This window comes from Vibrio sp. ED002, from assembly GCF_023277445.1.
In the GTDB taxonomy this organism is placed as follows: domain Bacteria; phylum Pseudomonadota; class Gammaproteobacteria; order Enterobacterales; family Vibrionaceae; genus Vibrio; species Vibrio jasicida.
This window is the reverse complement of record NZ_CP080239.1, coordinates 974,839-993,633: the sequence shown is the minus strand read 5'-3', so window position 1 is coordinate 993,633 and position 18,795 is coordinate 974,839. Positions and strand designations below refer to the sequence as shown.

The 18,795-nt window shown below is 47.7% G+C and carries 1 protein-coding gene; it reads left to right on the top strand.

Translation table 11 applies throughout. The features are described from left to right. Window positions 1–95: 95 nt before the first annotated feature. Window positions 96–18,725 carry a retention module-containing protein gene (locus ITG12_RS21050; RefSeq protein ID WP_248874999.1) on the top strand — a complete coding sequence of 6,210 codons (18,630 nt, stop codon included), beginning with the start codon at window positions 96–98 and terminating at the stop codon, window positions 18,723–18,725. Window positions 18,726–18,795 lie beyond the last annotated feature (70 nt).

Genomic DNA, 18,795 nt, shown 5'->3' with positions numbered 1-18,795 from the left:
AATCAGCGTATGAGAAAATGTGAATCACATTCCGATAAACTAAAATAATTTATAAAGGTCTAACGTAAAGACGTTAACCATTTAGCGGGGGTCAGATGAGTACACAAGCTGTGCCGCAAGCCGTCATTGTAGACGCTGTCGAAGGGGATGTTTACGCTTTAGACCTTGAGGGGAAGGTCAGAGCGGTTAACGTTGGAGATACACTGGTTCCGGGTGATGTCATTATCACTGAAAACGGCGCTTCGATTGAAGTGTTAGCGGAAGGTTCTCTCTATTTAGTGGACGAAAATTGTGTGGCGTGCATTCCAGCGCCGACACCTGAAGCCGTACCGACGGAAGCGGTCGTTCAAGCGCCTGTTGACGGACAAGTCAATGTTGACCCAACGGCAGCGGCAAACGCTGAGTTTGGTGCAGAAGACGTGGCTGCGATTCAACAAGCCATTTTGGAAGGTGCCGACCCTACCGCCATTTTAGAAGCAACCGCTGCAGGCCCTGGCGGAGGTGGTGGTTCCGGTTCTGCGAATGCGGGCTTTGTTACCATTGAGTACAACAATCCTGAAGTACTCGCATCAACATTCTTCGAGACATCGGCTCCAAGCGGTGATACCGAAACCGACGATGATATTGATGGCCTCGACATCACCATTTTTGCTGACGGCGGTCAGTCTCTTTCTTCTCAAGTAACAGAAGGCTCAATTTCTCTATCAAGCTACCCGCAAACCATTTCGTCTAGTGTGCTGGTTGAAGCAGGGGATCTCGCACTTGATACTACTTCATTTGTACCCGAAACGTCTTCTTTAGAGTCTTTGTTAAGTGAGCTTAACAGTGATATTACCTCTGGTGGTCAGCCAGTGGCGTTCGTTTATGACGAAGCGCAAAATGCCATTGTCGGTACTCAAGAAGGTAACGAAGTGCTTCGTATCGAGATCGAAGCGACATCTTTAGGCCGTGATTTAGAGTTAGAGGTCGTTACCACGATTAGCCAGGGTATTGACCATGTCGCGTCTGTTGCTGATGGCCAAGTATCGATCTCCGGTGATCAAATCAATATCGCTTTTGATATTACTGGCGCAGATATTGGTGGCAACAGCATTCAAGCGCCTATCGATTTTACGACAACCGTTATTGATGGCGATGATCCTGCGCCGCAAAACGTTACTTTTGAAAACGTTGAATCTTCTTCTACACCAATCACTGGCACCTTTGTTGATATAGGTAGTGATCAATTGGCAACGGTCACGTTTAATCAAGAAGGACTTAGTCAATTCGATGGCCTATTGAGTGATAATCAGGCGACAGAAGCGGTACTCTCTGAAGATGGCAGTACTATAACCCTGTCCATTGCGGGCTCGAATGAAACCGTCTTAACCATCAGTTTGAATACTGATGGTACCTACCAATTTGAGCAATTTAAGCCGTTAGAACAAACAAACGGTGAAGATACGATTGAGCTCTCTTTGCCAACCACAATCGTCGACTTTGACCAAGATACGGCAAGCAACACCTTTACGATGACCATCCTTGATGGCGATAATCCAGTGATTGAAAACGTGACGGGATTGTCTTTAGACGAGGCGGGGGTTGACCAAGGTTCACAGGAAGGCGCGGTAGTAATAAGTGGTACTGGGTCGATCACGACAGCGGTCGGAAGTGACATCATTGATCACTATGAGTTGGAACCTACAGAGTTTAATGTTAGTGGAGAACTCCAATCTCAAGGGCAGGTTGTTCAACTGGAACTTGCGTCCGAGAGTAACGGCGTGTGCACTTACGAAGGCTTCATTGAGCTGGATGGCGTGCGTATCACCGTATTTGATGTGGCGATTGATGCGCCTACATTGGGCGAATACCAATTCAACTTGTATGAACAACTCGATCATACGGGTGCTAACGATGACTCGCTTACTTTCTCACTGCCAGTTTACGCGGTAGATGCAGATGGCGACCGTTCCTCGATTACCGAAGGTTCGAACACACCAGAAGCGGCGCAAATTGTCATTCAAGTTCAAGATGACGTTCCTACGATTGATGGCGTTGAGGCACTAGCCGTCGATGAAGATGATCTATCAAGCATCGGCTCCGATCAAAGCGATTCTGTGCTCGCGCAAGGCAGCTTCACGACGACTCAGGGCTCAGACCGTGTTGTAAGTTATCAATTAGAGAGCAGCACTGATCCACTCAATGGGTTGGAATCACAGGGTCGATCTATCTCTCTGACGGAAACAACCAACTCAGATGGCAGCTTTACCTATTCTGCAACGGCAGAAGGGGACGCTATCTTCACCTTACAAGTGAACCCTGACGGTTCTTATTCATTTACCCTTGAAGGTTCAATCGATCATGCTGTGGGTAGCGATAGCTTAACGCTAGACTTCACTATTGTCGCAACGGACTTTGACGGTGACACCAGTTCACTTGTTCTACCGGTAACCATTACTGATGATGTGCCAACCATTAACGACGTTGTTGCTCTTACCGTAGATGAAGATGACTTAAGTTCGGTAGGCTCTGACCAATCACAGCCAACGTTGGTTGAAGGTCAGTTCACGACAACTCAGGGTTCTGATGGTGTCGTACAGTATCAGTTGGATGTGAACGCTGATCCTTTAAATGGCCTGCAATCTCAAGGGCAAACCGTCTCCATTGCCGAAACGCAAAATGCAGACGGCAGCTATACCTACAGCGCAACGGCAAATGGCAGCGCAGTCTTCACGTTAATTTTGAATACCGACGGCTCGTACAGTTTTGAGCTGCAAGGTCCAATCGACCATGCGGCAAATAGCGACAGCTTAACCCTTGATTTTAGCGTTATTGCTACCGATTTCGATGGTGACACAAGCCAAATCGTACTGCCCGTTACCATCGTGGATGATAAGCCGACCATTACCGATGTCGATGCGATTACCGTTGATGAAGATGATTTAGGCACGATTGGCTCAGATCAGACTGACCCGATTTCAATCGATGGCAACTTCACCACCACACAAGGCTCTGATCGAGTGGTGAGCTATCAGCTCGATGCTTCCGCAACACCAGTGGCTGGACTCACATCACAAGGCGTGGCAGTCACGCTGACTGAAACCGCAAATGGTGATGGCAGCTTTACTTACGAGGCAACAGCGGGCTCTGAAGCGGTCTTTACGCTGACAGTGAACACTGATGGCTCTTATAACTTCACGCTTGAAGGTCCAATAGATCACGCAGTAGATAGCGATGAGTTGACACTCACCTTCCCAATCATCGCGACCGACTTTGATGGCGACACCACAAATGCCACGATCCCTGTGACGATTGTGGACGATAAGCCAGTGATTACTGACGTAGATGCCATTACGGTTGACGAAGATGATCTAGCTTCAATTGGCTCAGACCAAAGTAATCCAATTTCTATTGATGGTAACTTTACTACCACACAAGGCTCTGACCGAGTAGTGAGCTACCAACTTAATGCTTCTGCAACACCGGTTGACGGTTTAATGTCGCAAGGCGTGGCTGTCACACTGACAGAAAACGCAAATGGTGATGGTAGTTTCACTTATGAAGCTACTGCGGGTGGCAACCCAGTATTTACTCTGACAGTAGATACTGATGGCTCTTACAACTTCACGCTTGAAGGGCCAATTGATCACGCGGTTGATAGTGACGAGCTGACACTCAACTTCCCAATTATCGCGACAGACTTTGATGGCGACACTGTCATTGAAACTATTCCAGTCACGATTGTTGATGATGTACCGACCATCACAGCGGTGGATGCGTTAAGTGTCGATGAAGATGACCTTACCGGCGTGGGTTCAGACCCAGGCGGTGCTTTGTTCGTTGAAGGTGCGTTTACCACTACCCAAGGCTCTGACCGAGTGGTGAGCTATCAACTAGATTCAACCGTTGATCCTGTCGCGGGGCTGACCTCTCAGGGTGAGGCGATTACCTTGGTGGAAACCGCCAATGGTGACGGCAGCTTTACCTATGTGGCCACCGCAGACGGCAATCCTGTTTTCACGTTAAACGTAGCAACAGATGGTACGTACGACTTTACGCTGCAAGGCCCGATTGACCATGCCGCCAACAGCGATAGCCTGACGATTGATTTCCCAATTATTGCCACCGATTTTGATGGTGATACGACTTCGGCAACCATTCCAGTCACCATTACGGATGATGCACCAATCATCGATAATGTTGTGCCTCTGGCTGTAGACGAAGATGATTTATCAGGTATCGGCTCAGACCAAACTAACGCTGTTTATGTTGAAGGCGCGTTCACGACCACTCAAGGTTCAGACCGTGTGGTGAGCTACCAACTTGATTCAACGGCTGATCCTGTTTCGGGGCTAACCTCCCAAGGCGAGCCAGTTACTCTGGTAGAGACTGCGAATGCCGATGGCAGCTTCACTTACGTGGCTACCGCGGATGGCAATCCTGTCTTCACCATGAATGTGAATGCTGACGGTACATACAACTTCCGTCTAGAAGGCCCAGTTGATCACGCGTTAAACAGCGATGAGCTAGTACTGAACTTCCCAATCATTGCTACAGACTTTGATGGCGATACGACAACCGCGACCATTCCAGTTACGATTACTGATGACGTTCCAACCATCGACAACGTTGTCCCACTGACAGTAGACGAAGATGATCTCGCCTCAATAGGTTCAGACCAAAACGATGATGCGTTTATGTCGGGTTCTTTCACCACAACTGAAGGCTCAGACAGCGTTGTTAAATACCAGCTTGATGCAACGGCAGATCCAGTAGCAGGGTTGACCTCTCACGGTGAGCCTGTCGTGCTTGCTGAAGCTGCTAACGGCGATGGCAGCTTTACTTACACTGCCACAGCAGATGGCAATGCCGTGTTTGAATTGGTGGTGAAGCCAGACGGCAGCTACACCTTTACTCTGCAGGGCCCACTAGACCATGCGGTGAACAGCGACAGCCTACAAATCGACTTCCCGATTATCGCGACAGATTTTGATGGCGATACCTCAACAGAAACATTGCCTGTCACCATCGTTGACGATAAACCAACCATCACTGACGTAGACACAATCCGTGTGGATGAAGATGACTTAGCGACGATTGGCTCTGACGGCTCAGAACCAATTTCAATCGATGGCAACTTTACTACAACGCAAGGCTCTGATGGGGTAGTGAGCTACCAATTAGATGCTGCTGCAACGCCAGTTAATGGTCTAACATCACAAGGTGTGGCCGTGACGCTGACGGAAACTGCAAACGGCGACGGTAGCTACACTTATGAGGCGACAGCAGGAACTGAAGCCGTATTTACACTGACCGTTAATACGGATGGCTCATACAACTTCACGCTTCAAGGGCCAATCGACCATGCGACAGACAGTGATGAGTTGACACTGAACTTCCCAATCATCGCGACGGATTTTGATGGTGATACCACCACAGAAACGATCCCAGTCACCATCGTGGATGATAAGCCGACCATTACTGATGTCGATGCGATTACCGTTGATGAAGATGACTTAAGCACGATTGGCTCAGATCAGACTGACCCGATTTCAATCGATGGCAACTTCACCACCACACAAGGCTCTGATCGAGTGGTGAGCTATCAGCTCGATGCTTCCGCAACACCAGTGGCTGGACTCACATCACAAGGCGTGGCAGTCACGCTGACTGAAACCGCAAATGGTGATGGCAGCTTTACTTACGAGGCAACAGCGGGCTCTGAAGCGGTCTTTATGCTGACAGTGAACACTGATGGCTCTTATAACTTCACGCTTGAAGGGCCAATCGACCACGCAGTAGATAGCGATGAGTTGACACTCAACTTCCCAATCATCGCGACCGACTTTGATGGCGACACCACAAATGCCACTATCCCTGTGACGATCGTGGACGATAAGCCAGTGATTACTGACGTCGACGCCATTACGGTTGATGAAGATGACCTAGCGTCAATTGGCTCAGACCAAAGCAATCCAATTTCTATTGATGGTAACTTCACCACCACACAAGGTTCAGACCGAGTGGTGAGCTACCAACTCGATGGCACATCAACACCGGTTGACGGTTTAACATCGCAGGGTGTAGCGGTAACGCTAACAGAAACCGCAAACGGTGATGGCAGCTTTACCTACGAAGCAACAGCGGGGTCTGAAGCGGTCTTTACGCTGACTGTAAATACTGATGGTTCTTACAACTTCACGCTTGAAGGGCCAATTGATCACGCGGTTGATAGTGACGAGCTGACACTCAACTTCCCAATTATCGCAACCGACTTTGATGGCGACACTGTCACTGAAACTATTCCAGTCACGATTGTTGATGATGTACCGACCATCACAGCGGTGGATGCGTTGAGTGTCGATGAAGATGACCTTGCCGGTGTGGGTTCAGACCCAGGCGGCGACCTGTTCGTTGAAGGCGCGTTTACCACCACTCAAGGCTCTGACCGAGTGGTGAGCTATCAACTGGACTCAACGGCTGATCCTGTTGCGGGGCTGACCTCTCAAGGTGAGGCTATTACCCTCGTGGAAACCGCGAATGGCGACGGCAGCTTTACTTATGTTGCGACCGCAGACGGCAATCCCGTCTTCACGTTGAATGTAGCAACAGATGGTACGTACGACTTTACGCTGCAAGGCCCAATTGACCATGCCGCCAACAGCGATAGCCTGACGATTGATTTCCCAATTATTGCCACCGATTTTGATGGTGATACGACTTCGGCAACCATTCCAGTCACCATTACGGATGATGCACCAATCATCGATAATGTTGTGCCTATGGCTGTAGACGAAGATGATTTATCAGGTATTGGCTCAGACCAAGCTGACGCTGTTTATGTTGAAGGCGCGTTCACCACTACTCAAGGTTCAGACCGTGTGGTGAGCTACCAACTTGATTCAACTGCTGATCCTGTTTCGGGGCTAACCTCCCAAGGCGAGCCAGTTACTCTGGTAGAGACTGCGAATGCTGATGGCAGCTTTACTTACGTGGCTACCGCGGATGGCAATCCTGTCTTCACCATGAATGTGAATGCAGACGGCACATACAACTTCCGTCTAGAAGGTCCGGTTGATCATGCGTTAAACAGCGATGAATTAGTTCTGAACTTCCCAATCATTGCAACCGACTTTGATGGCGACACGACAACCGCGACCATTCCAGTCACGATTACTGATGACGTTCCAACCATTGACAACGTTGTTCCACTCACGGTGGACGAAGATGACCTCGGCTCAATTGGATCAGACCAAAACGATGATGCGTTCATGTCGGGTTCTTTCAGCACAACTGAAGGCTCGGACAGCGTTGTTAAATACCAGCTTGATGCAACGGCAGACCCAGTAGCAGGATTAACCTCTCACGGTGAGCCTGTCGTGCTTGCTGGGACAGCGAATGTTGATGGCAGTTTTACTTACACTGCCACAGCAGATGGCAATGCCGTATTTGAATTGGTGGTGAAGCCAGACGGTAGTTACACCTTTACTCTGCAGGGCCCACTAGACCATGCGGTGAATAGCGACAGCCTACAAATCGACTTCCCGATTATCGCAACAGATTTTGATGGCGATACCTCAACAGAAACATTGCCTGTCACCATCGTTGACGATAAACCAACCATCACCGACGTAGACGCGATCCGTGTGGATGAAGATGACTTAGCGACGATTGGCTCTGACGGCTCAGATCCAATTTCAATCGATGGCAACTTTACTACAACGCAAGGCTCTGATGGGGTAGTAAGCTACCAATTAGATACTGCTGCAACGCCAGTTGACGGTCTAACATCACAAGGTGTGGCCGTCACGCTGACTGAAACCGAAAACGGCGACGGTAGCTACACTTATGAAGCGACAGCAGGAACTGAAGCCGTATTTACACTGACCGTTAATACGGATGGCTCATACAACTTCACGCTTCAAGGGCCAATCGACCATGCGACAGACAGTGATGAGTTGACACTGAACTTCCCAATCATCGCGACGGATTTTGATGGTGATACCACCACAGAAACGATCCCAGTCACCATCGTGGATGATAAGCCGACCATTACTGACGTCGACGCCATTACCGTTGATGAAGATGACTTAAGCACGATTGGCTCAGATCAGACTGACCCGATTTCAATCGATGGCAACTTCACCACCACACAAGGCTCTGACCGAGTAGTGAGCTATCAGCTCGATGCTTCTGCAACACCAGTGGCTGGACTCACATCACAAGGCGTGGCAGTCACGCTGATTGAAACCGCAAACGCTGATGGCAGCTTTACTTACGAGGCGACAGCGGGTACTGAAGCGATCTTTACGCTAACAGTGAATACCGATGGCTCTTACAACTTCACGCTAGAAGGGCCAATTGATCATGCTGTTGATAGTGATGAGTTAACGCTTAACTTCCCAATCATTGCAACAGACTTTGATGGCGATACCTCTGCTGAGACAATTCCTGTCAAGATCGTTGATGACAAGCCGACACTTGGTGGCATCGAAGCCACAAGTGTGCAAACGGTTGATGAGGACGATATCCCAACAATCGGATCTGATGGTACGCAGTCGAACAGCATTGCGGGTAACTTCATCGCGACTGATGGCTCTGATGGTATTGTGGAGTACAGCGTTTCTGACCTAACGACGCCAGTACAAGGCCTGACCTCTGGCGGTCAATCACTGGTTATGGTTGAAGTATCAAACGCAGGTGGCGTCTCAGTCTACGAAGCTCGTATTGATGGCACTACGACACCAGTATTCCGTGTGACCCTTGATGCCTCCGATGATAGCTACACGTTCGATTTGCTTGCTCCTCTCGATCATCCAAATGCAGATGGCCAAAATGAACTAATCATCACTTTGCCGATAAACGCGACTGATTTTGATGGAGACGTGTCGAACAACATCACCTTACCAATTACGGTTGTGGATGATGTTCCGACCATTGATGGTTTACTAGCAGGCAGCGAACAAGCCGTTGATGAAGATGACCTACCAGCAGGTACAGATGCTGCAAGTGCAGAAGATACTGTTATTTCAGGTACTTTTGATATCACCGAAGGTGCTGACCAAGTTGCTTCTATTCAGCTGAGTGACCTGACCACGCCTGTTGCGTCACTGACTTCAGATGGTGACGCTATCACCTTAGTTCTGTCTTCTAGCTCAAACGGCGTGAACGTATACCAAGGTGTCGCTGGCAATCCTGCTGAAGTGGTGTTCGAACTAACGTTGGATGCAACGAACAACACCTACGAGTTCGATTTACAGAAGCCGCTTGATCATCCAGATGGTAATCAGCAAAACGAGATTGTTATTAACCTCCCTGTGACGGCGACAGATAATGATGGTGATACTTCACCAGCCTTCACATTGCCAATTACCGTTGTGGACGATGTTCCAGTTGTTACCAATATTGAAAGTCTGCGTGTCGACGAAGATGACTTACCTCTTGGTTCTGATGGTACGAAAGAGCCATTAACGGTATCAGGTGAATTCGAAGTCACTAGCGCAGATGGTATTGATGCTTTCGAATTGGATCTAAGCTCAAATCCTATCCCGAATCTGAAATCGGGTGGAGAAGAGGTAACGCTTTCTCAAGACGCTAGTGCCTCAACTGCTGACGCACTTGTTTACGTGGGGCAAACTCCGGGCGGAGTGACGGTCTTCACGTTGACACTTCATCAAGATGGTAAATACGACTTTGAGTTATCTGGTCAGTTAGATCACGCGGTTAACTCTGATGAGATTTTGTTGAATCTACCTGTGAAGATTACAGATGGCGACAACGATACCATCACTGCGACCTTGCCAGTGACGATCGTAGATGACAAACCAACCATTGATGCTATTAGCTCTGGTAGTACCTTGTCTGTGGATGAGGATGATATTCCAAGCCAAGGTTCGGACGACACGCCAGAATCCAATATCATTGGCGGCAACTTTGACGTTACTGATGGTGCCGACTCTATCGTTAGCTTCCAGTTGGATAGCTTAACGTCGCCTGTTTCTGGACTTACCTCAGGTGGTCAACCGCTTGAGTTGGTTGAGTTTTCAAATTCAAATGGTGTGATTGAGTACCGAGCTTATGTACAAGGTACGACGGACACCGTCTTTAAACTGACGCTAAATGGTTCAGCAGACAGTTATGAATTTGAACTGTTGGGTGCACTTGATCATCCTGCGGGTAACGATGAAAACTCGTTAGTCATCAACTTCCCTGTCAACGCGACCGATTTTGACGGCGATGTGTCCAATAACATCACCTTGCCGATCACCGTGGTGGACGATGTTCCAGCGATTGTGAAAGTGACAGACTCTAGCCAACAAACCGTTGATGAAGATGACCTTGCTGGTGGCTCAGACACGACAAGTAGCGATTCAACGGTATTGACTGGTGGATTTGAAGTCGTTGATGGTGCAGATGAGATTGTCAGCTACCAAGTTTCTGACCTCAATGCCGTTGTGTCTGGCTTAACTTCGAACGGCAACAGCATCGAGTTGAATGTGGTGAGCTCGGTTGGTGGTGTAACCAGTTACGAAGCGGTCATTACTGGCACATCAACTAAGATCTTCACGTTGTCTCTTGATGCGAATAACGACAGTTACCAATTTGAACTATTGGGACCAATCGACCATGACGCTGTTCAAGGTGAAAACAACCTTGTCATTGATATTCCAATTACAGTGACAGATTTTGATGGTGATACGTCATCATCACTGAACCTTCCAATCACCATTGTTGATGACATTCCTGAAATTACATCAGCAGATGCGTTGGCTGTTGACGAGGATGATCTCGCTAATGGCTCTCAGGCAACCAACAAAGACAGCCTAGAAGCAACAGGTAATTTCGATACGGTGGAAGGGGCAGATACTGTTGTCTCTTACCAGTTGGATCTTACTTCTAACCCGATCCCAGGAGTCACTTCAGGTGGTCTCGCGGTGACGTTAGTTCAAACCGCGGTAAGCAACAACAACTTTACTTATCAAGGTCAAACACCGGATGGTAACTCAGTGTTCACGCTAGTTTTGAACGCTGACGGCTCTTACAAGTTTACGCTTGAGGGTGCACTAGACCACTCAACCCAAGGCGAAGATACACTCATACTCGATCTTCCAGTCTTCGCGACCGATGTCGATGGCGATACGGCCGGTATTAACTTACCAGTGACGATTACCGATGATGTTCCAACCCTGCACGATGCGTCTATTTCACGTATTGAGGGACAAGGAAACCGTACGGTTCGCTTATTCCGAGACCCTGTAGAAGGTGATGATGATCTTGGTGCTGACGGTGCACAAGTGACTTCATTCTCGGCTGATGATTCAGGCATTTACTTCAAGCAAAACGGTGTTGACTCGGACTCTGTTGATTTGAACGGCAGCAACCAAGTTGTGTTCGTTCACAAGGTTCTTGACGGAGTGGATACCGAAATCGGTCGTTTGATTGTACGAACTGACGGCCGCGTGTCTTTCCGTCCGAATGACGATCTTGATCATACAGAAACTGACTCTATTGATTTCACCATCAACGTTGTTGCAACCGATGGTGACGGTGATACTAGTGATGCAGATGTTGATATCTCAATCACCGACCGTAACGCGCAGATTAATACGTCAACCATCACCGCGTTCGAGGACCAAGGTCGTGGTGGTGTTGTCGCAGGTGTGGATTCTGCAAATACCCAAGATAACCTATCAACCTTGGATGTGACGCCAGCGAAAGTCGATTTGGTTATCGATTTGCATGATATCGATCGTAACGAGAGCCTAGGTGACATCACTATTCGAGATGCCAATACTCACAACGGTACGTTCTACTATCGAGACGGTAGCGGCAACTACATTGAATTAACGCCTGTCGGCAATACGGTTGTTCTTGATGCATCAAATGTCGAACAATCATTCAATGGTGAGCTTGTCTCGCTAGATAACTTGTACTTTGTACCAGATCGCCATTCCTCAACTGATGCTTCTGGTATCGATCCTCGTATCCGTGTGGAAATTCTTAACAATGGTACGCCAGATCACACGATTAATGGTCGCTTGGATATTGAAGTTGATGCGGTTGCAGATATTGCAACGTGGAACGCGAGCAGCACCTTCGATTATACCGTTGATGAAGATGGCAACAATGTTGAGTTAGACATTGAGGCGAACACGCAAGATATCAGCAACCCAGAGTCCATCGTATACGAACTTGTCTTTACCGAGGGTGGAGACAATGCGACGTTGGTTTACTCAGATGGTACACCTATTCCAGAAGCGGGTGGCAAATACCTTGTTGACGCAAGCCGTATCAATGAGGTTGAAGTCGATCCTTCAGAGCACTTCTCGGGTCAAATCAAGCTCGATGTCACTGCCATCACAACCGAAGGAACGAATCCGTTAACCGGTAAAGAAACAGCGCGTTCTGATACAGAAGAAATTGTTATAGACGTGAATCCTATTGCGGATGAAGGTAGCTTCACGGTTCACCGAATTAATATCTTCGAGGACAATGCTCGCACTCAAGACACCGTAGATCCAGTGACTGATCATGACCCACTGCAACTGAGCGAAGTGATTAAGATGACACCTTCTGCGGATATAGATGGGTCAGAAGAGCTGTTTGTACGCATAGACAATTTCTCCATTGATGGTGTGACGTTAGTTTGGCTTGATACCGCAAATCCAAGCCAAATCAATACAGTTACAGACAGTGGCGGTAATGTTCTTTACTACGAAATTCCAGAATCAAGCCTTGCTAATGTTGAAGTGCTTCCTCCGTTACACAGTAACGAAGACTTCACGTTTGACGTAGAGGGTATTGTGAAAGACAACGCCTCTCTATCAACGGGCACCGCTCAAGATATTCGTTCTTTGGGTACGCAATCGGTGATTGTCGCGGTGAAAGGTGTTGCTGATATTCCAGATGTCATACTAATAAATCAAAGTAATAGTTGGTCCATATTTGATGATGGTACGACGTCAGGCATTGAGACGACGATTCCTGAAGATGGCGCCGCATTACTGAACTTCTCTGTTGTGTCAGGTGAAGTGAAGGACAGACCTTTCGATACTTCCGAATCTCTTACCGTTGTACTTTCAAATATTCCCGATGGTGTTCAGCTTGTTGATTCTGATGGTGGTAACGTTGATCTAACCTTTGTTGGCTATGATGGCAACGGCGAACCAATTTATGAAGCTAACATTACTGGTTTGAACTTCAACTCAGGGATCCAAATTATCCCTGAAAGTTCGTCAACTGAGAATATCCACATCACCGGTACAATCATCGTCACGGAAAATGATGGCCATACTCGTCTTGTCGAGCGAGAGATTCGTGTAAAAGTTGAACCTATTATTGATGCACAAGATAACTATGCTGTGAGCTCAGAGGGTGATGAAGATACCCGTATCAATATTGATTGGGAGCCAACGCTAATTCAAAGTCCTGATGCTGATGAGTTTTACGCGGAGCTGACTATAAGTGGCTTCCCTGTAGGAAGTACTGTCTACGTAGGTGGTGTTGCTCAAACGATAACAGGCGGCAGTATCACGTTGACCCCTGCGGCTAGCGAGTCAGAGCAAGACTTCTCAGCGCGAGTGACTCAAGATGGTTACATCCAAGTTCAACTCGAGCAAGATTCGAGCACTGATTTTAGCTTGAGTACCCAAGTGACAGTGAAAGAAATTGACGCTGAATATGTCGATGTGAGTAATCCGGGTGAGGGTATTGCTTCAGCTGTTATTAACGGTACGGTAAATGTGACTGTTAACCCAATTGTTGAAGCAGAAGATTTAACAGGGCCGATTGTCGATCAAACTCGTCTTCTCGTTGAAGATGCCGGAGGTACAACGACCGATGTCGTGAGCTCGGATGCGCTAGGTCATATAGACTTTACTATTAATACATCCGCAGGTGGCCAAGCGGGCGCCAATATCATCAAATATCAAGAATTTGATAATTCGTCAGATGAAGTTGTAACGCAGCTAGTTGTGCAGTTCAGCAATACCGACCCTGAAATTCTTGATCAATTAATCATTGTTGGTGCCTCTAATGAAGGTGATGGCCGTTGGACGATCACCGACGAGGAAAACTTTTCTATTATCGCACCTGCGGGGTTAGACCTAACGCCAAATGATGATTCTGATGATGCGGACAATGGTGGTATCTCATCGATTGGTTTGACGATTTATGCTGAAGTCAATGACTTAGGTGAAGATGCGGTAGAGAAAGACGCGACCGTTATTCGTCAAACCGATATCACTTTAGAGTTCCCAACTGATATCGCACCACAAATGAGTGTGGCGGCTGAGATTGATTTAGACAATACCGTCCAGATTGATGCTAATGAAGACAATCTGATTGATTTTGGCTCGCAGCTTGCGTCGAAACTTACCACGATTAACAGCGATGGTGTTGAAGACGTTCTTACGGTTGTGATTGACCCTTCTGTCCCTGGGGCTCCTCCGGGCCTAGTGGTTGTGGGTACAGACGTTGACTTTGTCGATGGTAAATACGTTTTCCAAGCGAGTATTGATGCTAGTGGCAATATTACGGGCTTAGACAGTCTCACCTTACGTGTTGGTGAAGACTGGGCAGGCGACTTTGAGCTACCTGTTATCTTTGTGACTACCGATACATTGTCAGGTGATGAGAAGAGCACACTTGAATCTATCCCGGTACAAGTATTGCCGATTGCGGACGTGCCGAGTTCTTCTGGTGATCAACCGCTTGATACTGATGTGACGCCAGATATCACATTGGATATAACTGGCACGCTTGGCCTAGACGCAGATAAACAGCCAGTAAATGACCTGAGTGTTGATGTCCCTACCAATGATGGCGTCGGCTATGAAGATGGTCTGATTCAACTGAACTTGAATATCGACTTTGCGGACGATCGCAATGGCATATTGGCAGGGAGAGAAACGCTTACCAATGTGAAATTGACGCTGGATGATACGACTCTAGGCGAATTTGTAGATTCGAGTGGTAACTCATTAGGCACAAGTGTTGAGTTCAGTGCTGCTGAGATTGCGGCGGGTGCTTTGGATGAAGTTTTATTCAAACCGAAAGAGAACTACCCAGTTGGTGGTGGACAAAATACGGTTCAAATTAACATTGAAGGAGAGATCACCGATACTGCTCTTATCGATCAAACGACGCTTGCGAATCCTGGAGATAACGTGGATGTGCGTACATTCACCGATAGTGTGTCGTTTGAAATTACGCCTGTTGTGGATGACATTACGATCAGCGGCGCCGATCCTACACAGCCAATTGAGATATCGGGTGATGAAGATACGCTCATATCACTCAGTCAGTCGGGCACTGGTCTCACCATTAGCCTAAATGATAATGATGGCTCTGAAGAATTTGTATCCTTGAAACTCACGGGGCTACCAACAGATTTTCTCGTGGATTCAAACTCGTCTGATTACACGGTCAAAAATAATGGCGGAGGTGAATGGAGTATTCAACTTGCCAACCCAGGTCAGACATCTATTGACCTAAGTGACATTGAAATTCAACCACCGAAAAACTTCAGTGGTGAGGTGGATATCGGTATCACGGTATTTACTCAAGAAGAGCTGTTGAAAGTACCGACTGAGCATACGGGTACTTTCAAGGTCACCATCGATCCAATTGGTGATGATGTTGATGTAAACCCAGATTCCTTGGTGTCAGGTAACGAAGGCGAGGACATTGATATCAACATCAATGCGCTGGTAGTTGATAACAAAGAATCGATTGGTGATGGTGCGAACTATCAAGAAAACGATCCAGAAACGCTACGTGTCGAGATTACAAATGTGCCAGATGGTGCAAGTATTGAACTTGCAGACGGCACGGCGTTTGTTGACCAAGGTGGCGGTGTGTTCGTTCTAGAGATTGATGCTCAAGATCTGGATAAAGTGGTCTTTAACTCTGGCGATCGCAACGACAATTCTTGGAATGGCACATTAGAGTTTAAAGTGCAGGCCGTTGATACTGGCTTAGATGGAAGCCAAAGCCTAGGCACACCAAAAGAGTTCGATGTTAATGTCGAGGTAGAAGCTGTTAACGATCGCCCAGAGTTCGTGAATACAGTGGATGTTGAAACGCAAGAGGATACTCCGTTACTGCTTGATGGCTTCAGCATTACAGACGTTGATGCGGTGCTAGATGATCCGAACGCTGAGTACGTGCTCAATGTTAATGTAGATAGCGGTATCTTGGAGTTCAACCCAACGCTCATCACTACTTACAACCTAACCGTGAGCGGTGATGGTACGGACTCTGTTGAGCTGAAAGGCACTGTGGCCGATCTAAACAATGCCATTGCAAACGGTTTGATTGAATTTAATCCGGACCTGAACTTCTTTGGTGACGTTCAGGTGGACGTGACAATCGATGACCAAGGCAATGAAGGTATCGTGATTGGTGGGGTAGATGACACCCTAAATACCAACAGCAGCAGCTTCAATATTGAAGTGACAGCGGTGAACGATACCCCAGAAACTACGCCAGTGACGCTACCGGATATTGAAGAAGACAGTGGTGTGTTCTCTATCTCTGAAGCGGATCTTATTGCGAATGCGACAGACGTAGAAAACGACAACCTCACTGTTAGCAATGTTCAGTTAACCGATCCAAGTTCGGGCAGCATTACTTTCAACAGCGGCACTGGCGAGTGGGAGTTTACTCCAGCACCAGATTACAACGGTCCAGTTGAAATCACGTACACCATTACAGATGATGGCACGACAGATGGTGCATCCGATCCTAAATCGGTTAATGGCAGCGCGTCGTTCAATGTAACGGAAGTAAACGATGCACCAACAACGTCTGAAGTGACACTTTCTGATGTAGCGGAAGACAGTGCGGCGGTGGAGATTACCCAAGCTGATTTATTAGCGAATGCGTCTGATATTGAGAACGACACGTTGACGGTGAGTAGTGTTCAATTGGCCGACCCAAGTAGCGGTACATTGGATTTCGATAACGTCTCAGGTACATGGTCATTTACACCTGCGCCGGGCTATAACGGCACGGTGAATCTGACTTACACCATTACTGATGACGGTACGACGAACGGCGCTTCTGATCCTCAGACAGTGTCAGGAACGGCAACCTTTGAAGTCACCGAGGTGAACGATTCTCCGGTAACATCTGAGGTAACGCTAAGCAGTACGGAAGAAGATGGCGGCGCGGTGACGATTACTGCGACAGAGCTTCTGAGTAATGCGAGCGACCCTGAATCGGACAACTTGACCATTAGTAATGTTGCTCTGGCGGATCCTTCGGCGGGTACGTTAACGCAAGTCAATGCGACAGAATGGACGTTTGAACCAGCTGCAGACTTCTTTGGTGACGTTAATTTCACTTATGAAATCACAGATGACGGAACCACTAACGGTGCGCCAGACCCAATCACAATTGCTGGCACAGCAGTGTTGAATGTTGAAGCGACCAATGACGCACCTGAAATCACAGCTACGTCGGTAACGGATACGATAAACGAAGCCGATGGTCAGAAAATTACGGGTATTAGTGTAAGCGACATCGACTTCACTGGTGCACAGGCGAATGAAATCATGACGGTGACTCTAGCAGTGACTGAAGGTGACGTTCGTGTTGAGCCGCCGGCAGGTAGTGGTGTCACTGTAGGGGCGGGTATGTTTGGTGAAATTATCCTAATGGGTACACCAGATAACATTAACTCCGTTCTTGGCGCGACAGATGCTTCTGAGGGCGTTTTTGTGGATGCAGGAGACGTGGATGCTGCTTCAATCACCTTATCGGTTAAAGTCGAAGACAACGGTGTGTACTTTGAAAATGCATCGGGTACAGCATTGGAGGCGAATCAAGATTTCACTATCAATGTGACCCCAGTGGCTGATGCGCCAACGTTAGGTATCGACCCTCAGTTTAACTACGTTCGTCAAATTGCTGCTAGCCAAACCGCGAGCAGCCAAGGTCTTGCAATTGTGGGTATTATGGCTGCATTGACGGACATTGACGAGGTGCTTTCACTGGAACTAACGGGTGTACCTGCTAGTGCAGAGGTGACAAGTGGTGTTTCTCCATCAGGCATTAGTTTCGATGGCACCACTTGGACAGTACCAAGCGATGAAATTGATACGCTAGAGATTGTGGCGACGGACACCAACAGTGGTATTGATATCGGTTCTTACGATATTTCTGTTACCGCGATATCAACAGAATCTAATGGTGATGAAGCCCAGTCTGCACCTGTCCAAATTAGCTTGGATGTGAGCGGTGATAACGACGATATTGATCAGTCAAGTGCAACAGACGACAGCTACCTAGTTGGTGGAGACACAGGCATTAACTTAATCGGTGGGGAAGGTGACGACCTTATCGTGGGTGGCGATGGTGATGATGTGCTTATCGGTGGTCTAGGCTCAGATATCCTAACTGGTGGTGACGGCAGCGATACCTTCAAGTGGACAGTGGATTCGGTTGATGAAGGGGCAGTGGATACCATCACTGACTTTACGGTGAACGAAGACATGATTGATTTACGTGAAGTGATCTCTGACCTGAACAGCCCAATGATCGATATGGATGATCTGTTAGGACATATCTCAGCGGATTATGACGCATCGACAGAAGCGGTATCGTTGAACATTACCACCGATACGAATGTGCATCAGACCATTGTAGTTGAGCACTTAGGTGACGCGATTGACTTCAATGGGCTCAGCTCGAATGAGATCGTTGAATCTCTACTCAATAATAACATTCTGTCTAACGGTTAAACGGACATAAAGCCAAAGCGCGGTAGCTCAATGAGTTATCGCGCTTTTTTGTATCTGAAAGGTGATGTTT

Excerpts from the sequence above, each read along its gene's own strand:
- ITG12_RS21050 (WP_248874999.1), top strand. The coding sequence starts at position 96 with ATGAGTACACAAGCTGTGCCGCAAGCCGTCATTGTAGACGCTGTCGAA.